Raw genomic sequence first — 21,720 nt, 5'->3', positions numbered from 1 at the left:
TCTTACCTCGCGATTAAGTCATAAATCTTAGTGATGTTTGGCAATAGGGTCGTTACTAGGAGCTTATCTCCAACTTCCAGCATCTCCTCTCCAGTAGGGAAAATAGTCTTGCCTTTTCGAATGATAGCTGCAATAAGAACCCCTTTTTTCAATTTCAGTTGAGAAAGAGGTTTGGCAGTCATTTTATTGGCTTCCTTGATATGGAATTGTAGGGTTTCGATTTGGCCATTGGCTAGATGGTGCATGGCTTGAAGGTCTGAATACTGGGCATTAACCCGACCACGAATAAAGTGCATAATCGTATCTACAGCAATGCTTTTAGGAGTGATGATACTTGAAAAATCAGGTGCGTGGATAATCTCGAGGAGACTGGTACGATTGACCTTGGTGATATTTTTTTGTACACCTACGCTGTCAAGGAACATAGAGGTAATCAGATTTTCCTCATCGACACCTGTTAGAGTCGCAACGGCATCATAGTTTTGAGCACTTTCTTCCAGCAGGATATCTTTTGCAGTACCATCTCCTTGGACAATATAGAGATTTGGAAATTTCTCGCTAAAGAAGCTGGCGATTTCGGGATTGATTTCAATGACCTTAGTATCGATACGACTATCTTTGAGGATACCTAGTAGATAATAGGCAATTCTACCTGCACCGACGATGAGAAGGCTCTTCACGGCGCGAGATTTGAAATAATTATGGAAGAGCATCATATCAACACGGTTACCAGTGACAAAGATTCTATCTTTATTCTGTACCGTCATGTCGCCACTTGGGATGATAATTTGATGATCCCTCTCTATCGCACAGACAATAACATTGCCAAATTTTTTCCGAAAATCAGAAATGGGCATTTGGCAAAGACCACTAGTGGACTTGACGACAAATTCCATGAGGCTAACTCTTCCACCAAAGAAACGTTCGACAGATAGGGCGTTGGGGAAGTCAATGATATTGGCAATAGCGCGGGCAGCCAAGAGCTCAGGGTTAACGATAAGAGAAAAACCGAGAATATTCTTTTCTTTGAAATAAGAGTTAGAGTATTCAGGATTTCGCACTCGAACGATGGTTTCTTTAGCCCCCATTTTCTTAGCTAGAACGGCTGCAATCATGTTGACTTCGTCGTACTCAGTTAGGGCGATAAAGATATCACAATCTTGGACACTGGCTTGCTCAAGGATGGTAAAATCAGCCCCGTTACCAAGGATACCCATGATATCAAAGCGATTGACAATATGATTGAGGACGGCTTCGTCTTGCTCAATCAGCAAAACATCGTGCTTTTCTGCAACCAAGGAGCGACAGAGGGCAGAACCAACTTTTCCCCCTCCGACAAGGATAATTTTCATAATAAAACCTACTTTTTCATGATGTAACTATCATACCTTTTTTCAAGAAAAAATGCACCTACTAGCTAATAACAAGAGCTTTTAATGGAATTTTGTTATAAGGTAAAACTATACCCCAACCAATTGAAATAGCTATTAGCGACTTCCTCTGAAATATGGTATGATAAAGGGTATACAAGGAGACAAAATGAATAATAATTTACTGGTATTACAATCAGACTTTGGTCTGGTTGATGGTGCGGTATCGGCTATGATTGGAGTGGCTTTAGAAGAGTCTCCAACCTTGAAAATCCATCACTTAACGCACGATATCACGCCTTATAATATTTTTGAGGGGAGCTATCGTCTCTTTCAGACGGTGGATTACTGGCCTGAGGGAACGACATTTGTATCGGTAGTCGATCCAGGTGTCGGCTCGAAACGTAAGAGTGTAGTTGCTAAGACTGCAAAAAATCAATACATTGTCACGCCAGACAATGGAACTCTTTCCTTTATCAAGAAACACGTTGGCGTTGTAGCTATTCGTGAAATTTCTGAAGTAGCCAATAGACGTCAAAATACAGAGCATTCTTATACCTTCCACGGCCGTGATGTTTATGCCTATACTGGTGCTAAACTGGCTAGCGGTCACATTACTTTTGAGGAAGTAGGGCCTGAGCTCAGTGTGGATCAGATTGTGGAGCTTCCAGTCGTAGAGACCATCATTGAAGACCATTTGGTGAAGGGAGCCATTGATATTCTGGATGTGCGTTTTGGTTCGCTTTGGACCTCTATCACACGAGAAGAATTTTACAAGCTGGAACCAGAATTCGGTGATCGTTTTGAAGTGACCATCTATCATGCTGATATGCTGGTCTATCAAAATCAGGTTGTTTATGGTAAATCATTTGCAGATGTGAGAATTGGGCAACCCATCCTTTACATCAACTCTCTCTATCGTTTAGGTCTGGCTATCAACCAAGGTTCTTTTGCCAAGGCCTATAATGTGGGTGTCGGTTCATCTTGGACCATTGAAATAAAGAAAATAGAAGGATAAAATAGGAGAATATAGATGAAAAATCAATCAATTAAACAAGTTGTTGCTATCGGTGTTGGAGCTGCGCTCTTTGTTGTCATCGGGATGATCAGCATTCCGACGCCTGTTCCAAATACAAGCATTCAGCTTCAGTATGCGGTACAGAGCCTCTTGTCTATCATTTTTGGCCCTCTAGTGGGATTACTTGTTGGTTTAATTGGGCATGCAGTGAAGGACTCTCTTGCTGGCTACGGTCTTTGGTGGACTTGGATTATTGCTAGCGGTCTCTTTGGTCTAGCTGTAGGACTCTTTAGAAAATATATTCGAGTAACACAAGGCGTTTTTGAGTTAAAGGATATTGTCTTCTTTAACCTCATTCAGATTGTTGCAAATGCTCTTGTTTGGGGTGTTTTGGCACCACTTGGAGATGTTGTGATTTATCAAGAAGCGGCAGAAAAAGTATTTGCCCAAGGGATTGTTGCAGGTATTGCAAACGCGGTGACTATTGCTATCGCAGGAACTCTTCTTTTGATAGCTTATTCACGTACGCAGACTCGTTCAGGAAGTTTGAAAAAGGATTAACATGAGGGAAAAGGCTGGGCAACCAGTCTTTTTCGATGTTTATAGATTAGTCAGGCAAGCTAGCTAGGATAGGAATCTTTGGAGCGCTAAGTTTTTAAGAGAAGAGTCTGCAAGAAGGGGTTAATTTATGATAAAATAGAAGTCTAATACTCTGCGAAAATCTCTTCAAACCGCGTCAGCTCTATCTGCAACCTCAAAACAGTGTTTTGAGCAACCTACGGCTAGCTTCCTGGTTTGCTCTTTGATTTTCATTGAGTAGAAGAAGCGAATGAAGAGAGTAAGATGAAAGAAGCTATAATTGAGTGGAAGGATTTCTCTTTCCAGTATGAAACGCAACAAGAACCGACCTTGCAAGGGGTGGACTTGACCATTTACAAGGGAGAGAAAGTCTTAATTGTTGGACCATCTGGGTCAGGCAAGTCTACCTTGGGTCAGTGTTTGAATGGGATTATTCCCAATATTTACAAGGGGCAGACGTCTGGAGAATTTTTGATCAAGGGCCAAGTAGCCTTTGATATGAGTATCTATGACAAATCTCATCTGGTCAGCACAGTTTTGCAGGATACAGATGGGCAGTTTATCGGCCTGTCTGTGGCAGAGGATTTGGCTTTTGCTCTGGAAAATGATGTGACAGCTCTAGAAGAGATGAAAGGTCGTGTTCATAAATGGGCTGAAAAGTTGGACCTTCTTTCTTTACTGAATCAGCGCCCTCAGGATTTGTCAGGTGGACAAAAGCAGCGAGTTAGTCTAGCTGGTGTTTTGATTGATGAGAGTCCGATTCTCTTGTTTGATGAGCCACTCGCCAATCTGGATCCCAAGTCAGGTCAGGATATTATCGAATTGATTGACCAGATTCATAAGGAAGAGGGGACGACGACCCTTATTATTGAGCACCGTTTGGAGGATGTTCTGCATCGACCTGTCGATCGGATTGTCTTGATAAACGATGGTCGTATCCTCTTTAATGGGAGCCCTGACCAGCTACTGGCGACTGATTTATTGACCCAAAATGGAATCCGAGAACCTCTTTATCTTACCACTCTCCGTCAATTGGGTGTGGATTTAGCCAAGGAAGAACAGTTAGCAAATCTGGATAACTTGTCTATCTCGAAAGGGCAGGTTCAGTTACAGACTGAACTGGCAAAAGAAGCTCCAGCTTTGCAGTCACTCTTTAGACTAGAGGATGTGTCTTTTTCTTATGATGATAGACTGATTTTAAAATCCCTACATTTGGATATTAAAAAGGGTGAAAAGATTGCCATTGTTGGGAAAAATGGAGCAGGGAAGTCAACTCTAGCCAAGGCTTTAAGTAGCTTTATCCAGACGGAAGGTTCTTACCTTTGGGAAGGACAGGATATAAAAGGAGATTCTGTTGCAGAGCGGGCGGAACGAGTAGGCTATGTGCTGCAAAATCCCAATCAAATGATTTCAACCAATATGATTTTTGATGAGGTGGCTCTGGGACTACGTTTGCGAGGTGTAGACGAGCAGGAAATTGAAATGAGAGTCTATGAAACTTTGAAAATCTGTGGTCTCTATGAATTCCGTAATTGGCCCATTTCTGCCCTTTCGTTTGGACAGAAAAAACGTGTCACTATTGCATCGATTTTGGTATTAGGAGCTGAAATTATCCTCTTAGATGAACCAACAGCGGGTCAAGACCAGAAGAACTATACTGAGATTATGGAATTTCTCGAAGAATTGCATCAAAAAGGTCATACCATTGTCATGATTACCCATGATATGCAATTGATGCTGGATTATTCAGACCGAGCTCTTGTCATGGTGGATGGGGAATTGATTGCCGATACTGATCCAGCTAGTCTTTTGAGCAATCCTGAGCTGTTAGTAAAAGCCAATCTAAAAGAAACTTCGATCTTCAACTTGGCCAAGAAACTAGATGTAGACCCACTTGCTTTAACGGCATTTTACAAAGAAAGGAGAGAAGGATGCAAGCTAAATTAATCGGTTACCAGCATAGAGATACTGTGATTCATCGTTTGTCAGGAGCTGGTAAACTTCTCTTTTTTATTCTCGTGTCACTGGCTGCCATGATTAGCTATGATACCAGACTGCTTGTTCTGATTGCCATCTTTTCGGTCTTTCTCCTCTATTTGTCAGAGCTCCGCTTTAAAGATGTTTCCTTTGTAGCCGTTTTTGCGACAGTATTTGCCGTTTTAAACGTCTTGATGGTCTATCTCTTTTCTCCTGAGTATGGGGTTGAACTTTACGGAGAGAGAAGTGTGATTTGGCAGGGAATCGGTGCCTACACTCTGACCAGTCAAGAGCTCTTTTATCTGCTAAATTTGGCTATTAAGTACCTTTGCACCATTCCTCTGGCTATTATCTTTTTGATGACAACTCATCCTAGTCAGTTTGCTTCCAGTTTATATCAAATCGGTGTGCCTTACAAGATTGCCTATTCAGTCAGCCTGACCTTGCGCTATATTCCAGATTTGCAGGAAGAATTCTTTACTATCAAGATGTCTCAGGAGGCGCGTGGGATGGAATTATCCAAGAAAGCTTCTCTTATGCAACGAATCAAAGGCAATCTGCTCATTATTACTCCCTTGATTTTTAGCTCGCTAGAACGCATTGATACCATCGCGACCGCCATGGAGCTTCGACGCTTTGGGAAAGAGAAAAAACGCACTTGGTATAGTTATCAGGCCTTGAAAAAAGGAGACTATCTTACCTTGCTTTTGGCAGCTGCTTTTTTAGTAGCTAGTTTACTACTTATCTTGCAGAATCAGGGACGATTTTACAACCCTTGGAAATAGCTTGAAAAAATTGAAAAAATCAAGTCGTTTCTATTGACAATGATTCTGAAAGTGTTATACTAAGAAAGTAGTTTCGCTGATTTACTTCAAACCTGTTGTGAGGTAAGTTAACGATGCCTTAACCACGCTGTTTGCTGAGCTTGACTCCGGGCAGTGTGGCTATTTTTTTGCAATGGTGAAAGGAAGCAAGTCATGACAAATCACATTGTATTATTTGAACCACAAATTCCACAAAATACAGGCAATATCGCGCGTACTTGCGCTGCGACCAATTCTCCCCTCCACATCATCAAGCCTATGGGTTTTCCTATTGATGACCGTAAGATGAAGCGGGCTGGGTTGGATTATTGGGATAAGTTAGAGATTTATTTTTATGACAGTTTAGAAGATTTCATGTCTCAGATGAAGGGCAAACTCTATCTGATTTCTAAATTTGCTGAGAAAGTGTATTCTGAGGTGAATTTATCGACTGACGAAGACTATTATTTTCTCTTTGGACGTGAAGACAAGGGCTTGCCTGAGGACTTTATGCGAAAACATCCTGAGAAAGTTCTCCGTATTCCCATGAATGATGAACATGTCCGCAGTCTCAATGTGTCTAATACTGTCTGCATGATTGTCTATGAGGCTCTTCGCCAGCAGAAGTTTGCAGGTCTTGAGCTCGTTCATACCTATGAAGTGGATAAATTGAAATAAAAAATGAAAATGAACAAAATGCTTGCGCTTGCAAGCGTTTTTTGTTATGATAAAAGAGTCTTCAGGGCAGGGTGTGATTCCCGACCGGCGGTGACTTTAACTAGGAAATGATCTTTTCCTTTTATACTTTGTTGACAAGCTTTGCCTAACCAGAAGTTATGCCTACAGCTTGTCGCCTAGTCTAAAAGAAAAATCTCTATTTCCTTCTCTTTAAAGAAGTCCGCGAGCGCAAGCTGATGTGGTGAGATTCCACAACCGACAGTATAGTCTGGATGGGAGAAGACGAAAGAATAGCTTTGTCTGTTCTGATGGATTTATAGCCAAACTGTAACCGCTTGCTTTGTTTTAATAGAGTGAGAGGGAACTTTTGGGATATAAAAAGTGAGAATAGATAGAGGAATCCTTTCTAACTTCTTCTGATTTTATAGAAAATTGGAGGAACCTGTTATGACAAACACACGTCGACTTTCGACCATTGCAATTTTATCAGCCATCTCATTTGTGCTGATGTACTTTGACTTTCCGCTTTTGCCAGCGGCGTCCTTCCTCAAGATCGAATTTAGTATCTTGCCAGTCCTTGTGGGTCTGGTGGTCATGGATTTGCCTGCTGCTCTAGGAGTTCTCTTGCTTCGCTCACTCTTGAAATTGCTTCTTAACAGCCAGGGAGTGAATACTTACATTGGTTTACCAATGAATATCGTAGCTTTGGGAGTTTTTGTCATCGTATTTGCTTTGATTTGGAAAAAGGAACGGACAACCCTTCGTTTCCTACTAGGCTCTCTAGCTGGGACTATTGGTTTAACCGTGGCTATGTTGGTTCTCAACTATGTTTATGCTGTTCCTTTGTATGCTAAGTTTGCTAACTTTGATATTGGAAAAATCTTGGGACTTTCCAACTACCTGATGACTATGGTGTTGCCTTTTAACTTGATTGAGGGTGTAATCTTTTCCGTTTCATTCTGGTTGTTGTATGTTCTCTTGAAACCAACCTTAAAACATTATGAGAGATAAACAAACATTTTTAATGAAGGGCAGTTTTGCCCTTTTACTTTTCGTTATTCTTGGCTACATGGTCAAATTTTACCCTGAAACGCTGGTCGGTTTTGACCAACCGATTCAGACTGCCGTTCGAGGAGACTTACCAGATTACTTGACTATTCTTTTCAGGGCCATTACACGCTTGATTGATATCCCAGTGATTATCACTTGGGTTGTCATTACAGCTTTTATCTTTTATCGTAAGAAATGGAAGATAGAAAGTTTCTTTATGCTGGGAAATCTGGCTTTGGCAGGTCTTTTAATCGTGACCTTTAAAAATATCTACCAGCGTCCGCGACCAGCTATTTTACACTTGGTTGAGGAGAAGGGTTTTTCTTTTCCAAGCGGCCATTCTCTGGCTGTAACCTTGATGGTCGGTTCTCTGATTGTCGTCCTCAGTCAACGAATTAAAGATCCAGTCTGGAGAAAAGTCGTGCAAATTATTCTTGGCCTCTACCTAGTCAGTGTGCTGGTATCAAGGGTTTATCTGGGAGTTCATTATCCATCAGATGTCCTTGCCAGTCTCTGTGTGGGCTTGGGAGTCCTGTTTATAGAGTTTCCCTTCTATGACAAGCTACGCTTCCAATGGCGATTTAAAGGCAAGCAGAGGTGAATATCAAATTCTCTTGAGGAGAAAGAAATGAAAGTCAAAATAAAAGATCTTCATCCAACTCAACTATACTTATCAGAAAAGAAACTAGAAGGTATCCAGACACTTTATCAGTCGGCAGAAATAATCAATATTGATCCAATCAGTATTCTTGCCTTCGGAGATTACTTGTTGATTACAGATGGGCATCACAGGGCTTATCAGGCTTTATTGACAGGTCAAGATACGATTTCTGCTGAGTTTGATAGAGACGGCGGTGATGAACTACATCATCTCTATGCGCAAGCTTGTGAGGAAAGAAAGATTTACTCTGTTCTGGATTTAAAAAATCATATCTTACCTCAAGATGAGTATGAAGCAAAATGGTATAACTGGTGTGAGGGTTTTAATCAAGCAGCAACTCTCTTATTGAAAAGGAAAGCAGATGAAACAGACCCTACAAATAGATAATGCACTGCGTCTTGTTCCTTATTATAAGGTCAATCATTGTGAGGAAGCTTTTGCTTGGTATCAGGATGTGAACTTGGTTTACCTCGTAGATGGTGTGAAGAGACCTTACAGTCCAGCGACCTTGGAAGCTATGTATTCCTATTTGGATCAGCATGGTGAGCTTTTTTGGATTGAAGTCAAGGACAAGGGAGAATGGTTTCCAATTGGGGATGTTACTCTATCTCAGGATAATCTCCCCATTGTGATTGGGAATTCCGCTTACCAACATCGAGGACTTGGGAAAAAGATTCTAAGTACTTTGATTGAATTGGCTCGAGTAAAAGGATGGAAAGAATTGAAAGTCAAGGAAATCTATACCTACAATCATGCTTCTAGGAGGTGTTTCAAGTCGCTTGGATTTGTGGAAGATGGAGCAACAGAAAAAGGAACGAGTTTTATACTGAAATTGGTCTAATCGAACTTGTTTTTTAACTAAAAATCTGATAAACTAAGTAGTAATTGAATAGGAATCCGCAAGACTAGTAACTCAAGGGAAGTATATCAGGGAGGAGAGCCGTGACTGCAAGCTCTCTATATGAAAGCTGGGTGAATTCACTTGCGCATGGATTTAGAAATGAAGGTCTGACTTGTCAGATGAAAACGGATGGTACCGCGTGTCAACGCTCCGAGTGGAGTTTTTGGCATGTGGTTTTCTTTTTATCTGATAAGCGACTGATGGAGGAATTATGTCAACTATTGAAGAACAATTAAAAGCGCTTCGTGAAGAAACGCTGGCTAGCTTGAAGCAGATTACTGCTGAAAATGAAAAAGAGATGCAAGATTTGCGTGTCTCTGTCCTTGGTAAAAAGGGTTCGCTCACTGAAATCCTCAAAGGGATGAAAGATGTTTCTGCTGAGATGCGTCCAATCATTGGGAAACACGTCAATGAAGCTCGTGATGTCTTGACAGCAGCTTTTGAAGAAACAGCTAAACTCTTGGAAGAAAAGAAAGTCGCAGCTCAACTGGCTAGCGAGAGCATCGATGTGACGCTTCCAGGTCGTCCTGTTGCGACTGGTCACCGTCATGTTTTGACACAAACCAGTGAAGAAATCGAAGATATCTTTATCGGTATGGGTTACCAAGTCGTGGATGGTTTTGAAGTGGAGCAAGACTACTATAACTTTGAACGTATGAACCTTCCAAAAGACCACCCAGCCCGTGATATGCAGGACACGTTCTATATCACAGAAGAAATCTTGCTCCGTACCCACACGTCTCCAGTTCAGGCGCGTGCTATGGATGCCCATGATTTTTCTAAAGGTCCTTTGAAAATGATCTCACCAGGGCGTGTGTTCCGTCGTGACACAGACGATGCGACCCACAGTCACCAGTTCCACCAAATCGAAGGTTTGGTTGTTGGGAAAAATATCTCTATGGCAGACCTTCAAGGAACCCTTCAGTTGATTGTCCAAAAAATGTTCGGTGAAGAGCGTCAGATCCGTCTGCGTCCCTCTTACTTCCCATTCACAGAGCCATCTGTTGAGGTGGATGTTTCCTGCTTCAAGTGTGGTGGAGAAGGCTGTAACGTATGTAAGAAAACAGGTTGGATCGAAATTATGGGGGCCGGTATGGTTCACCCACGTGTCCTTGAGATGAGTGGTATCGATGCGACTGTTTACTCTGGATTTGCCTTTGGTCTTGGACAAGAGCGTGTAGCTATGCTCCGTTACGGAATCAACGATATCCGTGGATTTTACCAAGGAGATGTCCGCTTCTCAGAACAGTTTAAATAATGATTAGAAAAGTAGAAATGGCAGATGTTGAGGTGTTGGCTAAAATTGCCAAACAAACCTTTCGTGAAACATTTGCTCATGATAATACGGAAGAGCAGTTACAGGAATACTTTGAAGAGGCTTATAGTCTGAGAGTTTTGTCTACTGAGTTGGAAAATCCAGAATCCGAAACCTATTTCATTATGCATGAAGAGGAGATAGCTGGTTTTCTCAAAGTCAACTGGGGAAATGCTCAAACTGAGAGAGAATTAGAGGATGCTTTTGAAATTCAACGCCTCTATGTGCTACAAAAATTCCAAGGATTTGGATTCGGTAAGCAACTGTTTGAATTTGCTCTTGAACTTGCTACAAAAAATAGTTTTTCCTGGGCTTGGTTAGGTGTTTGGGAGCATAATACAAAAGCTCAAGCGTTTTATAATCGATATGGTTTTGAAAAATTTAGCCAACATCATTTTATGGTTGGTCAAAAAGTAGATACGGATTGGTTACTGAGAAAGAAATTAAGGTAAGAAGATGATTCTTCTATTGAAATGATAGGAAAGGAAAAGAACTAGAGTGGCAACTGTCATTCTGGAGAACTAAATTATGCTTGTATCTTATAAATGGTTAAAAGAATTGGTGGACATTGATGTGCCATCACAAGAGTTGGCTGAAAAAATGTCAACTACAGGGATCGAGGTAGAAGGTGTCGAATCACCAGCTGCCGGTCTCTCAAAAATTGTCGTCGGTGAGGTCTTGTCTTGCGAAGATGTGCCAGAAACTCACCTTCATGTTTGTCAGGTTAACGTTGGCGAAGAAGAAGCCCGTCAAATCGTCTGTGGTGCACCGAATGTGCGTGCTGGTATCAAGGTCATGGTGGCACTTCCAGGAGCTCGCATCGCTGACAACTACAAGATCAAAAAAGGGAAAATCCGCGGTCTTGAGTCACTTGGAATGATCTGTTCGCTTGGTGAATTGGGAATTTCTGATTCAGTTGTGCCTAAGGAATTCGCAGATGGCATCCAAATCTTGCCAGAAAATGCCGTTCCTGGTGAGGAAGTCTTTTCTTACCTAGACTTGGATGATGAAATCATCGAACTGTCTATCACACCCAACCGTGCGGATGCCCTTTCTATGCGTGGAGTGGCTCATGAAGTGGCAGCCATCTATGACAAGGCAGTCAACTTTAAAGAATTTACTCTAACAGAAACAAATGAAGTTGCAGCAGACGCTCTTTCCGTAGGGATTGAAACAGACAAGGCACCTTACTATGCAGCCCGTATCTTGGACAATGTGACTATTGCACCAAGTCCACAATGGTTGCAAAACCTTCTCATGAACGAAGGAATCCGTCCCATTAACAACGTAGTGGACGTGACCAACTACATCCTTCTCTACTTTGGTCAACCTATGCATGCCTTTGACTTGGATACCTTTGAAGGGACTGACATCCGTGTACGTGAGGCACGTGCTGGTGAAAAATTGGTGACCTTGGATGGTGAAGAACGTGACTTGGAAACAAATGACTTAGTTATCACTGTCGCAGACAAGTCAGTAGCCCTTGCAGGTGTCATGGGCGGTCAAGTAACAGAAATCTCTGAGAAATCTAGTCGTGTTGTCCTTGAAGCTGCTGTTTTCAATGGCAAATCTATCCGTAAGACCAGCAGTCGCCTCAACCTTCGTTCTGAATCGTCTTCTCGCTTTGAAAAAGGAATTAATGTGGCAACTGTTAATGAGGCTCTTGATGCGGCGGCTAGCATGATTGCAGAGCTTGCAGGTGCGACTGTGCGTAAGGGTATCGTTTCAGCGGGTGAACTTGATACCTCTGATGTGGAAGTTTCTTCAACTCTTGCTGATGTTAACCGTGTCCTTGGTACAGAACTTTCTTACGCGGATGTAGAAGACGTCTTCCGTCGTCTTGGCTTTGGTCTTTCTGGGAATGCAGACAGCTTTACAGTCAGAGTCCCACGTCGTCGTTGGGATATCACCATCGAAGCGGACCTCTTTGAAGAAATCGCTCGTATCTACGGTTATGATCGCTTGCCAACCAGCCTTCCAAAAGACGATGGTACAGCTGGTGAATTGACTGCGACACAAAAACTCCGCCGTCAAGTTCGTACGATTGCTGAAGGGGCAGGTTTGACAGAAATCATCACCTACGCTCTGACTACTCCTGAAAAAGCAGTTGAGTTTACGGCTCAACCAAGTAACCTTACTGAACTCATGTGGCCAATGACTGTGGACCGTTCTGTCCTCCGTCAAAATATGATCTCAGGTATCCTAGATACAGTTGCTTACAACGTGGCTCGTAAGAACAAAAACTTGGCACTTTACGAGATTGGAAAAGTCTTTGAACAAACAGGTAATCCAAAAGAAGAACTTCCAAATGAGATTAATAGCTTCGCCTTTGCCTTGACAGGCTTGGTTGCTGAAAAAGATTTCCAAACGGCAGCAGTTCCAGTTGATTTCTTCTATGCCAAGGGAATCCTTGAAGCCCTCTTTGCTCGCCTGGGACTAGAAGTGACCTATACAGCTACGGCTGAGATTGCAAGCCTCCACCCAGGTCGTACAGCTATGATTTCACTCGGTGACCAAGTTCTTGGTTTCCTTGGCCAAGTGCATCCAGTCACTGCTAAAGCTTACGATATTCCAGAAACGTATGTAGCTGAGCTTAACCTTTCAGCCATCGAAGCTGCCCTTCAACCAGCTACTCCATTTGTGGAAATCACGAAATTCCCAGCAGTCAGCCGTGACGTTGCCCTTCTCCTCAAGGCAGAAGTGACTCATCAAGAAGTTGTGGACGCTATCCAAGCTGCCGGTGTGAAACGTTTGACAGATATCAAACTCTTTGACGTCTTCTCAGGTGAGAAATTGGGACTTGGTATGAAGTCAATGGCTTATAGCTTGACCTTCCAAAATCCAGAAGACAGCTTAACGGACGAAGAAGTCGCACGCTACATGGAAAAAATCCAAGCGTCTCTTGAAGAAAAAGTCAATGCAGAAGTGCGTTAAAGTATCAATCCATCCTTTGGGGTGGATTTTTGCTTTTCACATAACAATTCAGGATCAAAAATGGACAGTTGAGGAGCAGAGGTGATAAATTGAGTTTGCTACTGTATAATGGATTTATCACTAATACTCTTCGAAAATCTCTTCAAACCACGTCAGCTTCACCTTGCCGTACTCAAGTACAGCCTACGGCTAGTTTCCTAGTTTGCTCTTTGATTTTCATTGAGTATAAAAGTGCTCCAGGTCATATTTTACACAGCAATAGTCTTATAAAAATGGACGAAAATCATTGTAAAGGCTATCAAAAAGGAGTATAATGAGTGAAAGACATTTCGGAGGTGAAAGATGCTAGAAGTAAGAAGTCTAGAGAAAAGTTTTGGACCCAAGCAAGTTTTGTTTGGCATTGACTTTCAAGCGCGACCAGGTCGTATTTTAGGACTAGTCGGAAAAAATGGTGCTGGTAAAACAACGATTTTCCACAGTATTTTGAAGTTTTTAGAATACCAAGGAGAAATTAGTCTGGATAATCAGAATATTCGTCAGGAGACCTACACTCGGATTGGCTATCTGCCTGAAGAACGCAGTCTCATGCCTAAATTGACAGTTCTTGAACAAGTTCGCTACTTGGCGACTCTAAAAGGTATGGATGCCAAGGAGGTCAAGGAAAAACTCCCTCAATGGATGAAGAAGTTGGAAGTGAAAGGGAAGTTGACTGATAAAATCAAGAGTCTGTCAAAAGGAAATCAGCAGAAGATTCAGCTCATTATTACTCTGATTCATGAACCAGACTTGATTATCTTGGATGAGCCTTTCAGTGGGTTGGATCCAGTCAATACAGAATTGCTCAAGCAAGTCATTTTTCAAGAAAAAGAGCGCGGAGCAACCATTATCTTTTCTGACCATGTCATGACCAACGTCGAGGAACTTTGTGACGATATTCTCATGATCCGAGATGGCCGTGTGGTCTTGCATGGACCAGTACAGGATGTCCGCAATCAATACGGGAAAACGCGTCTCTTTGTTTCAAGTGAACGAAGTAAGGAAGAATTGGAAAATCTTCCTCATGTCAAACAGGTGAGTTTGACCAAACAAGGCAGTTGGAAATTGATCTTGGAGGATGAAAGTGCTGGAAGAGAACTCTTCCCAATCTTGACTCAAGGGCAATATATCGCAACTTTTGATCAACAAGCGCCAACAATTGATGAAATCTTTAAACTAGAATCAGGGGTGGAAGTATGAGAAATATGTGGGTTGTAATGAAGGAAACCTATCTTCGACATGTCAAATCGTGGAGTTTCTTCTTTATGGTGATTTCACCATTCTTGTTTATCGGTCTCTCTGGGGGAATTGGCTATCTCCAAGGCTCTTCTATGGCTCAGAGTGGCAAGATAGCAGTAGTCAGCACTGTTCCAGCTGTGACAGACGGTCTTAAATCTACCAATGGTCTCAATTTTGATTATCAGGATGAAGCAAGTGCTCAAGCTGCTATCAAGGATGAAAAATTAAAAGGCTATCTGACCATTGACCAAGAGGATAGTGTCTTGAAGGCAGTTTATCACGGTGAAACTTCCCTTGAGATTGCTATTAAGCTAGGAGTAACGAGCAAGTTAAATGATCTTCAAGGTCAACTCAATCGTTCGGCAGCCAATTTGTCACAAGAGCAGGAAAAACGCTTGGAGCAAACAGTTAACTTTACGGAGAAAATTGATGAATCCAAGGAAAATAAAAAAATGATTCAAACAATCGCGGCTACAGCGGTTGGTGGCTTTCTCTATATGATTTTAATTACTTATGCTAGTGTCACTGCCCAGGAAGTGGCTAGTGAGAAAGGTACTAAAATCATGGAGGTGGTCTTCTCCAGCATTCGAGCCAGTCATTATTTCTATGCTCGTATGCTTGCCTTGTTGCTTGTGATTTTGACCCATATTGGCATTTACGTCGTGGGTGGACTTGCTGCCATTCTTCTCTTTAAAGACCTACCAATCTTGGCACAATCTGGTATTTTAAACCATATAGGAGAGGCTTTCTCGCTCAACACCTTATTGTTTGTCTTGGTTAGCCTCTTTATGTACGTTGTTTTAGCAGCCTTCCTAGGTTCTATGGTTTCTCGTCCTGAGGATGCAGGGAAAGCCTTGTCGCCGTTGATGATTTTGATTCTAGGTGGTTTTTTTGGAGTGACAGCTCTAGGTGCAGCTGGTGACAATCTCATCTTGAAGATTGGTTCATATATTCCCTTTATTTCGACCTTCTTTATGCCGTTTAGAGCTATTAATGGTTATGCAAATGGGTTAGAAGCTTGGATTTCGCTTGCGATTACGATTGCTTTTGCAGTAACGGCAACAGTCTTTATCGGACGTATGTATGCTAGCCTCGTTCTGCAAACAGATGATTTAGGTCCTTGGAAAACCTTTAAACGTGCCTTATCTTATAAATAGAAGAGCCTCGCGAAAGCGAGGTTTTTTAGAGATAAAAAGAGTGGAATTCAGAAAAATATTTTTCATATCTATTGACTTTTAGGGGTGAAATTTGGTATTATAGTAGGCGGTATTGTTTACCCCATTTGAAAGGCCCCGGAACCTTCCAAATACTTTTCGATGGGAAGGAACACCCATCACCGTAAACAAAAATCGAACTATATATAGGAGAAATCATGAACAAAACAACATTTATGGCTAAACCAGGCCAAGTTGAACGTAAATGGTACGTAGTTGACGCAACTGATGTACCACTTGGACGTCTTTCTGCAGTAGTTGCTAGCGTACTTCGCGGAAAAAACAAACCAACATTTACACCACACACTGATACAGGTGACTTTGTGATTGTTATCAATGCTGAAAAAGTTAAATTGACTGGTAAAAAAGCAACTGATAAAATCTACTACACTCACTCAAACCACCCAGGTGGATTGAAACAAATCTCTGCAGGTGAACTTCGTTCTAAAAATGCAGTACGTTTGATCGAGAAATCAGTTAAAGGTATGCTTCCACACAATACTCTTGGACGCGCTCAAGGTATGAAGTTGAAAGTATTTGTTGGAGCTGAGCACACTCACGCTGCACAACAACCAGAAGTTCTTGATATTTCAGGACTTATCTAAGGAAAGGAACAATAAAGTATGTCACAAGCACAATATGCAGGTACTGGACGTCGTAAAAACGCTGTTGCACGCGTTCGCCTTGTTCCAGGAACTGGTAAAATCACTGTTAACAAAAAAGATGTTGAAGAGTACATCCCACACGCTGACCTTCGTCTTGTCATCAACCAACCATTCGCAGTTACTTCAACTGCAGGTTCATACGACGTTTTCGTTAACGTTGTAGGTGGTGGATACGCTGGTCAATCAGGAGCTATCCGTCACGGTATCGCTCGTGCCCTTCTTCAAGTAGACCCAGACTTCCGCGATTCATTGAAACGCGCAGGACTTCTTACACGTGACTCACGTAAAGTTGAACGTAAGAAACCAGGTCTTAAGAAAGCTCGTAAAGCATCACAATTCTCAAAACGTTAATCAATACGATTATATCAACGTTTCAAAGCACTTTGCAAAAATTTTGCAAAGTGCTTTTTTGTCGATTTTTGAGCTCAAATAGCTTTGTGATAACCTTCTGATAACCTCTTCTAAATTTTTAAAATCATGATTTATTTTGCTTTATTGAGATAGTCTGCAAATTTGTCAATAGAGTTTTTCTCACCAGTTTTTGTGGTGTGAGTATAGACATCTAATGTCACCTGACTGCTTGCATGACCGAGACGTTTTGATGTATTAGAAGGGTCGATTCCAATTTCAGACATAAGTGTTGCATGTGTATGTCTAAACCCATGTGGGCTAATTGGTTTTAATTTATGCTTTTTAATAATTCGATTCAGTACGTTATTAATGTAATCAGCATGCAAAGGTTCAATTTTGTCATTACTTGATATGTAAGAGAACATATATTCATCACTAATATTCAGCTTTGTAAGAGGAAGCTGAGATTGTTCTTTCAGATAGAAATTTCTCCATTGCTTAATAATATCGATTGTCTCATCATCAAGATAGATTGTACGAACTGAAGATTCATTCTTTGTGCTCTTTTCAATCGCTTTACCGTCAATTCTTCCTAGACTTTTATCTATGTTCAATAGATTGCTGTCAAAGTTAATATCAGCCCATTTTAAAGCGTATAACTCCCCTTTTCGTAGTCCACTAAATGCAAGCAGTCTAAATAAAGCAAAATGTTTAAATGGCTCAGTTTCTTTCACTATATCAAGGAAATGATGTAATTCCTCCAGAGACCAAAAATTATCTGATCTAGTTTTTTTGATTTTAGGCATGATAACATTCTTCATTGGATTTCGATCAATGTAGTTCATGTTGATTGCAAAATCAAAAATTTTTGAGGTATAGGATTTTATCTGTTTGATATTTTTGAAAGTCTGAGATTTTTGTGTAATAAAGTTTTGACAGTCTAAAGGACTGATTTGGTCAATAAATTTATCGCCAAATATTGGTAGAATATGTATTCGATAGATATTCTTAGTTTGGGAAGAAGTTGTTTCTTCAACGGTACCAACATAGGCATTAAACCATTCTTGATAAAGTTCTTTATAAGTGACTTTGGGGTTAGGTTTGTCAGTACTTACTGTGGGGGCAACGACACCAGCTTCTAAACGAGCTTCGTACAATTTTGCCTCTTTTTTGGTTTTGAACCCTCTCTTTAAGTGCCTTTTTTTCTTTCCATAAGCATCTAAGCCAATGTAAAAGCTGACATAGTATAGGATTCCTTTTTTTGTTTTGTATTTGTGTATAGACATTTTTTCTCCGTATCTAAGTTTTCGGAGCTTATGTAATTGAGAAATGAGTGTCTATCTATTTTTTCTATCTTCTTGGCGGATAGCGTATTCGTCTGTTTTAATCCAGCTCTGCCAAACTTTAGAATCTTTATTTTGGTGATTCATATAATCTATAAACTCAGACATAAAACGTTTGTTTTTCTCAGCTAGGTATTCTGAGAATATATGACGAAATTCATCTGAAAAACTATCATCAAGTGGTAGTGTTAATGCCCTTTCGCCAAATTCGATACTCTTCTTTAACTTCTCCATATCGCTTTTAAAAGGTGTCACAGAACCAATTTTAGATGTTTTGAAACTATCTGTAACAATTTTAAGATTTGATGGAGCGTGTGGGTTGCTATCAAGTCCCATAATGTAAGCGACGGAAACATTAAAGTATTTTGCCAATTTTTCAGCATTATCTTTTTTAGGTTTGCGGATTCCTTGATTGTATCCAGAAAGTGTAGGATAGGCTATATTTGTAGCTTCGCTAATTTCTGTCAATTTTTTTCCGCTATTTTCTATCAGTTTAGTAATATGATTCGTCATAAGAACCTCCTTTTTATCATTATAACACATTTTATTCTTTTTGAATAAAAAAGCTTGACAAAAATTCAAAAAGGATATATAATTCAAAGTGAATAACAAATTAAATGGTTTCGGAGCTTATTTAATTTAGAAATGAGGTGTGAATTTATGTCGGAAACTACTTTAGTTGTCCAGCTTCCTAAAGAATTAGAGAAGCAATTACGTGCTCACTATGATGAGATGATTTCAAATGCTGTAGCAAGAGTATTTGAAGATAAAGAACTTTATAAACCCATGGTTCGTATGTCAGGTTTGTCTAGGTGGTTAGATGTATCTACGACAACAATCCAAAAATGGACGAAAGAAGGAATGCCAACCATGGTGATTGATGGAGTGACTTTATACGATAAAAGAGCAGTAACACGATGGTTGAAGCAATATGAAAGATAGGTACTCGTATGAATGGTGTTCAGTGGATCAAGATAACAACAGATATATTTGATGATGAAAAAATTCAATTAATAGAATCAATGCCAGAAGGAGATACTCTTATTGTAATATGGTTCAAAATTCTGGTGCTTGCAGGAAAGCAAAATAATAGTGGCATACTGAGTTTAGGAAATAAGGTTTATTACACAGAAGAGATGCTTTCAACAGTTTTTAGACGAAAAGCGACATCTGTAAAATTAGCTCTCAGTATGTTTGAAGAATTTGGCATGATAGAAATCATAGATGGCGCTATTACCATTCCAAAATGGGAGAAACACCAGAATATAGATGGACTAGAAAAGATTAGGAAACAAACTAGGGAACGTGTTGCTCGTCATAGACAAAAACAAAAAGCACTAATTACAGGCGAGCCACAACTCGTTTTAGATTGTAACGTTACAGTAACGGATGAAAATGATAATGTAACGCAAGAGATTAAGAACAAGAGTAAGAATAAGAAAGAGATTGAGAATATACTGGATAATAGTTCTAGAAAGCCTGAAACTTATATTCCACCCAAATATTATTCTTTGTTAGAATCCATTTCTTATAAGTACAATGATAGATTTTTGTATCCTAACAATTACACTTTAACACATGCTCAGAAGATGAAGATAGGCGAGTATTTGGCTAGTGGGTATGTAACTAGTGATGAAGTTATTAGCATGATTGAACGGATTCCTGAGGATGCGACGTCTCCTTTGGCGTATTTATTTAAGTCTATGGAGAATTTAAAGCAGGAACGTATGCTGGAGTGCAAAGCTATTGCCCATGAAAATGCCCGAAAGAAGTATATGATAAATGAGTAGATATAGGACTGTTCTAAAGAAATGTTACATCACTGAGGAGCAAAATGAAATAGTGAATAACTTGATTGAAATGACAAATCATCTAAGTTTTTCCTCTTATGCCAGAAAAATGTTATTTAAGAGCTCGCCTATTTATCTTCAATTTGATTTTGAATCTTATCATGACTTTATATTTCAAGTTAGAAGAATTATCAATAACTTACGTCAGTTAGAAAGAATAGCAGAACAAAGTGAGGATTTGGATAATGTAAGGATATTTCACTACTGCGTTGAGCTGATGATAGAATATGAAAAGAAGACAAGTAAACAAGTGAAAGAACTTGTAAAACGACTAAATAAGAAAACGAGGTGATAGGACCATGAGAATAAAATCTGTGTTGAAACAGGTGTTTTTGACGGAAGAAGAAAATAAAAAATTAAATGATTGTATGAGGAAGGAAAATATTCGTAATTTTTCTGAGTTTGCTAGACAAAAATTAATACGAACAGATTTGAACATCCAAAAAGTCTCTTTTGAAGGTTTAGTTCCTTTAACAGAAGAGTTGGAACAAGTCGGAAAGAATATCAATTCTATAGCCCGTCTTGCAACTGTAGTTGGGAGAATAAGCTATGAAAACAAAATGGATATGTCTATTTTGATGCAAAAAATAGTTGATGTGATGGAGGAAAAAGATGTTTATTTTCAAAAGTAATACGGATAAGGATTTTGATCAGATATGTGAATACATATTGAAATTAAAGCGAGCAGAATTATTTCTTCATGGAATTAAACAACAAGATAAAACGAAGGCTCGTTTGTATCATGCGATGCTGGAATACTATGATGCTAACCATAAAAAAGAAAGACATATGAGAATTTTAAAATAAGGAAACGCTGTTAAAAATTTTGCAGCGTTTTTTATATATCTTCTTAAAATATTTGTACACACAAATGACAGTCAAATTGATTTTTGGGATTATTTTATTGAGAAGGAAAGATTTCTCATAATATGACTTTGCGAGCTCAGAGTCTGTATACACACACTCCCAAAATCATCCTAAAATTTGTATACACAAAGTGTATGTACTTTTTGGGATGATTTGAATTTTGGGGAATCCCCAAACCCCTGATGAATTATACGAGCAAAAAAATTTGGGAGTAAGTTTTAGAAAGAACTATTCTAAAGTATTTAAAATCTGACTTTAAGTAAATTTTTTATTATGTGACTATTAGCCTGTCTCACTCCGCTAGGTGCGAGACAAAAAAATACCCGCTATGCGGGTGTGTACTGACCCCCAAAAGTTAGACAGAAAAAATCTAACTTTTGGGGTCAGTACAAAAGCGTTTTTATTGTATAAAGAATATCAAATAGTTTGAGGGTTTTACTTGTCGCTGTATTTCTTCACTATCCTTTTTGTAATACTCCTGCTTTGTTCCTGAAATATCTACAGTGAATACGTCATCCTTGAAGGTATAATTCTCTTTTCGGTTTATGATATTAGAGCCAGTCGGTTCGATTGTTGCACTGTCTTTATCAATTGTAAAGGTGTCGGCCTCTCCTTTGTTGCTATTTCCTTTGTTACCTGAAATGGTAAAGGCAACTTCATTTCTACTCTCGTTTATTCAACGGTATTCGCCATCTAAAGAATTGCTTGATTGGTTAGAGCATGCAATTAATAAAATTGTAGATAGAGACACTAAAAGTAATGTGATAAATCTTTTCATTTACATACTTTTTATTTCTATATTATATTAAAGAAACATTACATAAGTAAGACAGTAATTTTTTAGGTTGATCTCTTTCTTTCGGGAAAAT

General features: G+C 39.8%; 24 protein-coding genes, 1 pseudogene and 1 riboswitch. Of the genes and pseudogenes, 21 read left to right on the top strand and 4 right to left on the bottom strand.

Annotated elements, in window-relative coordinates; genetic code table 11:
* Nucleotides 1–2 precede the first annotated feature (2 nt).
* Nucleotides 3–1,352, bottom strand: a complete 1,350-nt coding sequence (gene trkA / locus SK629_RS09400) for a Trk system potassium transporter TrkA (RefSeq protein ID WP_042901650.1) — start codon at nucleotides 1,350–1,352, stop codon at nucleotides 3–5.
* Between the two features lie 187 nt (nucleotides 1,353–1,539).
* On the opposite strand from trkA, the gene SK629_RS09395 reads away from it, so the two are divergent.
* The 16 genes from SK629_RS09395 to rpsI all read left to right on the top strand — a co-directional run bounded on the left by SK629_RS09395 (nucleotide 1,540) and on the right by rpsI (nucleotide 16,791).
* Nucleotides 1,540–2,388, top strand: a complete 849-nt coding sequence (locus SK629_RS09395; RefSeq protein WP_042901649.1) for an SAM hydrolase/SAM-dependent halogenase family protein — start codon at nucleotides 1,540–1,542, stop codon at nucleotides 2,386–2,388.
* Nucleotides 2,389–2,403: 15 nt separating this feature from the next.
* Nucleotides 2,404–2,949, top strand: coding sequence for an ECF-type riboflavin transporter substrate-binding protein (locus tag SK629_RS09390; protein ID WP_042901648.1), 546 nt, complete (start codon nucleotides 2,404–2,406; stop codon nucleotides 2,947–2,949).
* A 282-nt stretch (nucleotides 2,950–3,231) separates the two neighbouring features.
* A complete protein-coding gene (locus tag SK629_RS09385; RefSeq protein ID WP_042901647.1) occupies nucleotides 3,232–4,914 on the top strand; it encodes an ABC transporter ATP-binding protein in 1,683 nt (560 codons plus the stop codon).
* The gene (locus SK629_RS09380; protein ID WP_042901646.1) at nucleotides 4,899–5,729 is read left to right on the top strand and encodes an energy-coupling factor transporter transmembrane component T family protein; all 831 of its coding nucleotides are present in this window, start codon (nucleotides 4,899–4,901) and stop codon (nucleotides 5,727–5,729) included. Before SK629_RS09385 ends, SK629_RS09380 begins: the two co-directional genes overlap by 16 nt.
* 192 nt (nucleotides 5,730–5,921) lie before the next feature.
* Nucleotides 5,922–6,425, top strand: a complete 504-nt coding sequence (locus SK629_RS09375) for a tRNA (cytidine(34)-2'-O)-methyltransferase (protein ID WP_042901645.1) — start codon at nucleotides 5,922–5,924, stop codon at nucleotides 6,423–6,425.
* Between the two features lie 53 nt (nucleotides 6,426–6,478).
* Nucleotides 6,479–6,713: riboswitch (FMN riboswitch) on the top strand.
* 159 nt (nucleotides 6,714–6,872) lie between these two features.
* On the top strand, nucleotides 6,873–7,436 hold the full coding sequence (locus tag SK629_RS09370) for an ECF transporter S component (protein WP_000185834.1): 564 nt from the start codon (nucleotides 6,873–6,875) through the stop codon (nucleotides 7,434–7,436).
* Nucleotides 7,426–8,076 (top strand): phosphatase PAP2 family protein, encoded by a 651-nt coding sequence (locus SK629_RS09365; RefSeq protein WP_042901644.1) that lies wholly within the window; start codon nucleotides 7,426–7,428, stop codon nucleotides 8,074–8,076. The genes SK629_RS09370 and SK629_RS09365 overlap by 11 nt, the downstream gene beginning before the upstream one ends.
* Before the next feature lie 27 nt (nucleotides 8,077–8,103).
* The gene (locus tag SK629_RS09360) at nucleotides 8,104–8,523 is read left to right on the top strand and encodes a chromosome partitioning protein ParB (protein WP_042901643.1); all 420 of its coding nucleotides are present in this window, start codon (nucleotides 8,104–8,106) and stop codon (nucleotides 8,521–8,523) included.
* Nucleotides 8,524–8,527: 4 nt separating this feature from the next.
* On the top strand, nucleotides 8,528–8,977 hold the full coding sequence (locus tag SK629_RS09355; RefSeq protein WP_042901658.1) for a GNAT family N-acetyltransferase: 450 nt from the start codon (nucleotides 8,528–8,530) through the stop codon (nucleotides 8,975–8,977).
* A 271-nt stretch (nucleotides 8,978–9,248) separates the two neighbouring features.
* Complete coding sequence (gene pheS, locus SK629_RS09350; protein ID WP_000103743.1) at nucleotides 9,249–10,295, top strand: phenylalanine--tRNA ligase subunit alpha; 1,047 nt, start codon at nucleotides 9,249–9,251, stop codon at nucleotides 10,293–10,295.
* Complete coding sequence (locus SK629_RS09345) at nucleotides 10,295–10,804, top strand: GNAT family N-acetyltransferase (protein WP_042901642.1); 510 nt, start codon at nucleotides 10,295–10,297, stop codon at nucleotides 10,802–10,804. Before pheS ends, SK629_RS09345 begins: the two co-directional genes overlap by 1 nt.
* A 76-nt stretch (nucleotides 10,805–10,880) precedes the next feature.
* On the top strand, nucleotides 10,881–13,286 hold the full coding sequence (gene pheT / locus SK629_RS09340) for a phenylalanine--tRNA ligase subunit beta (protein WP_042901641.1): 2,406 nt from the start codon (nucleotides 10,881–10,883) through the stop codon (nucleotides 13,284–13,286).
* Between the two features lie 342 nt (nucleotides 13,287–13,628).
* The gene (locus SK629_RS09335; RefSeq protein WP_042901640.1) at nucleotides 13,629–14,522 is read left to right on the top strand and encodes an ABC transporter ATP-binding protein; all 894 of its coding nucleotides are present in this window, start codon (nucleotides 13,629–13,631) and stop codon (nucleotides 14,520–14,522) included.
* Nucleotides 14,519–15,718, top strand: a complete 1,200-nt coding sequence (locus SK629_RS09330) for an ABC transporter permease (RefSeq protein WP_042901639.1) — start codon at nucleotides 14,519–14,521, stop codon at nucleotides 15,716–15,718. The genes SK629_RS09335 and SK629_RS09330 overlap by 4 nt, the downstream gene beginning before the upstream one ends.
* A gap of 215 nt (nucleotides 15,719–15,933) precedes the next feature.
* The gene (rplM, locus tag SK629_RS09325) at nucleotides 15,934–16,380 is read left to right on the top strand and encodes a 50S ribosomal protein L13 (protein ID WP_001044624.1); all 447 of its coding nucleotides are present in this window, start codon (nucleotides 15,934–15,936) and stop codon (nucleotides 16,378–16,380) included.
* A gap of 18 nt (nucleotides 16,381–16,398) precedes the next feature.
* Entirely contained in the window at nucleotides 16,399–16,791 is a 393-nt protein-coding gene (gene rpsI, locus SK629_RS09320) for a 30S ribosomal protein S9 (RefSeq protein WP_000075964.1), read from the top strand.
* 131 nt (nucleotides 16,792–16,922) lie between these two features.
* Here rpsI and SK629_RS09315 read toward each other — a convergent pair whose 3' ends face one another.
* A complete protein-coding gene (locus tag SK629_RS09315) occupies nucleotides 16,923–18,077 on the bottom strand; it encodes a site-specific integrase (RefSeq protein ID WP_000022152.1) in 1,155 nt (384 codons plus the stop codon).
* Nucleotides 18,078–18,128: 51 nt separating this feature from the next.
* Nucleotides 18,129–18,647 carry a helix-turn-helix domain-containing protein gene (locus tag SK629_RS09310; protein ID WP_000181350.1) on the bottom strand — a complete coding sequence of 173 codons (519 nt, stop codon included), beginning with the start codon at nucleotides 18,645–18,647 and terminating at the stop codon, nucleotides 18,129–18,131.
* Nucleotides 18,648–18,794: 147 nt separating this feature from the next.
* Between SK629_RS09310 and SK629_RS09305 the strand changes: the two genes are divergently transcribed.
* Genes SK629_RS09305 through SK629_RS09285 form a run of 5 tightly spaced genes read left to right on the top strand, consistent with a single transcriptional unit; the run spans nucleotide 18,795 to nucleotide 20,791 of the window.
* The gene (locus tag SK629_RS09305; RefSeq protein ID WP_000005472.1) at nucleotides 18,795–19,076 is read left to right on the top strand and encodes a hypothetical protein; all 282 of its coding nucleotides are present in this window, start codon (nucleotides 18,795–18,797) and stop codon (nucleotides 19,074–19,076) included.
* Between the two features lie 8 nt (nucleotides 19,077–19,084).
* Nucleotides 19,085–19,924, top strand: a complete 840-nt coding sequence (locus tag SK629_RS09300; RefSeq protein WP_001014727.1) for a phage replisome organizer N-terminal domain-containing protein — start codon at nucleotides 19,085–19,087, stop codon at nucleotides 19,922–19,924.
* Nucleotides 19,917–20,276 (top strand): hypothetical protein, encoded by a 360-nt coding sequence (locus SK629_RS09295; RefSeq protein ID WP_000092745.1) that lies wholly within the window; start codon nucleotides 19,917–19,919, stop codon nucleotides 20,274–20,276. Before SK629_RS09300 ends, SK629_RS09295 begins: the two co-directional genes overlap by 8 nt.
* Nucleotides 20,277–20,283: 7 nt before the next feature.
* Entirely contained in the window at nucleotides 20,284–20,616 is a 333-nt protein-coding gene (locus SK629_RS09290) for a hypothetical protein (protein ID WP_001220782.1), read from the top strand.
* A complete protein-coding gene (locus SK629_RS09285) occupies nucleotides 20,597–20,791 on the top strand; it encodes a hypothetical protein (protein ID WP_042901638.1) in 195 nt (64 codons plus the stop codon). Before SK629_RS09290 ends, SK629_RS09285 begins: the two co-directional genes overlap by 20 nt.
* Nucleotides 20,792–21,251: 460 nt before the next feature.
* Here SK629_RS09285 and SK629_RS13025 read toward each other — a convergent pair.
* Nucleotides 21,252–21,629: pseudogene (locus tag SK629_RS13025) on the bottom strand (hypothetical protein).
* Nucleotides 21,630–21,720 lie beyond the last annotated feature (91 nt).

The sequence above is a fragment of the Streptococcus mitis genome (genome assembly GCF_000722695.1).
Lineage (GTDB): Bacteria > Bacillota > Bacilli > Lactobacillales > Streptococcaceae > Streptococcus > Streptococcus mitis_O.
The sequence above is the reverse complement of the archived record's forward strand: the minus strand, read 5'-3'. Positions and strand labels throughout refer to the sequence as shown.

Bases quoted from the DNA above. Each gene is read 5' to 3' on its own strand.
- SK629_RS09330 (WP_042901639.1), top strand. From the start codon at position 14,519: ATGAGAAATATGTGGGTTGTAATGAAGGAAACCTATCTTCGACATGTC.
- SK629_RS09295 (WP_000092745.1), top strand. From the start codon at position 19,917: ATGAGTAGATATAGGACTGTTCTAAAGAAATGTTACATCACTGAGGAG.
- SK629_RS09310 (WP_000181350.1), bottom strand. From the start codon at position 18,647: ATGACGAATCATATTACTAAACTGATAGAAAATAGCGGAAAAAAATTG.
- SK629_RS09305 (WP_000005472.1), top strand. From the start codon at position 18,795: ATGTCGGAAACTACTTTAGTTGTCCAGCTTCCTAAAGAATTAGAGAAG.
- SK629_RS09300 (WP_001014727.1), top strand. From the start codon at position 19,085: ATGAATGGTGTTCAGTGGATCAAGATAACAACAGATATATTTGATGAT.
- pheT (WP_042901641.1), top strand. From the start codon at position 10,881: ATGCTTGTATCTTATAAATGGTTAAAAGAATTGGTGGACATTGATGTG.
- SK629_RS09370 (WP_000185834.1), top strand. From the start codon at position 6,873: ATGACAAACACACGTCGACTTTCGACCATTGCAATTTTATCAGCCATC.
- SK629_RS09375 (WP_042901645.1), top strand. From the start codon at position 5,922: ATGACAAATCACATTGTATTATTTGAACCACAAATTCCACAAAATACA.
- SK629_RS09290 (WP_001220782.1), top strand. From the start codon at position 20,284: ATGAGAATAAAATCTGTGTTGAAACAGGTGTTTTTGACGGAAGAAGAA.
- SK629_RS09335 (WP_042901640.1), top strand. From the start codon at position 13,629: ATGCTAGAAGTAAGAAGTCTAGAGAAAAGTTTTGGACCCAAGCAAGTT.
- SK629_RS09380 (WP_042901646.1), top strand. From the start codon at position 4,899: ATGCAAGCTAAATTAATCGGTTACCAGCATAGAGATACTGTGATTCAT.
- pheS (WP_000103743.1), top strand. From the start codon at position 9,249: ATGTCAACTATTGAAGAACAATTAAAAGCGCTTCGTGAAGAAACGCTG.
- SK629_RS09345 (WP_042901642.1), top strand. From the start codon at position 10,295: ATGATTAGAAAAGTAGAAATGGCAGATGTTGAGGTGTTGGCTAAAATT.
- SK629_RS09285 (WP_042901638.1), top strand. From the start codon at position 20,597: ATGTTTATTTTCAAAAGTAATACGGATAAGGATTTTGATCAGATATGT.
- SK629_RS09395 (WP_042901649.1), top strand. From the start codon at position 1,540: ATGAATAATAATTTACTGGTATTACAATCAGACTTTGGTCTGGTTGAT.
- SK629_RS09365 (WP_042901644.1), top strand. From the start codon at position 7,426: ATGAGAGATAAACAAACATTTTTAATGAAGGGCAGTTTTGCCCTTTTA.
- rplM (WP_001044624.1), top strand. From the start codon at position 15,934: ATGAACAAAACAACATTTATGGCTAAACCAGGCCAAGTTGAACGTAAA.
- trkA (WP_042901650.1), bottom strand. From the start codon at position 1,352: ATGAAAATTATCCTTGTCGGAGGGGGAAAAGTTGGTTCTGCCCTCTGT.
- SK629_RS09315 (WP_000022152.1), bottom strand. From the start codon at position 18,077: ATGTCTATACACAAATACAAAACAAAAAAAGGAATCCTATACTATGTC.
- SK629_RS09390 (WP_042901648.1), top strand. From the start codon at position 2,404: ATGAAAAATCAATCAATTAAACAAGTTGTTGCTATCGGTGTTGGAGCT.
- rpsI (WP_000075964.1), top strand. From the start codon at position 16,399: ATGTCACAAGCACAATATGCAGGTACTGGACGTCGTAAAAACGCTGTT.
- SK629_RS09385 (WP_042901647.1), top strand. From the start codon at position 3,232: ATGAAAGAAGCTATAATTGAGTGGAAGGATTTCTCTTTCCAGTATGAA.
- SK629_RS09360 (WP_042901643.1), top strand. From the start codon at position 8,104: ATGAAAGTCAAAATAAAAGATCTTCATCCAACTCAACTATACTTATCA.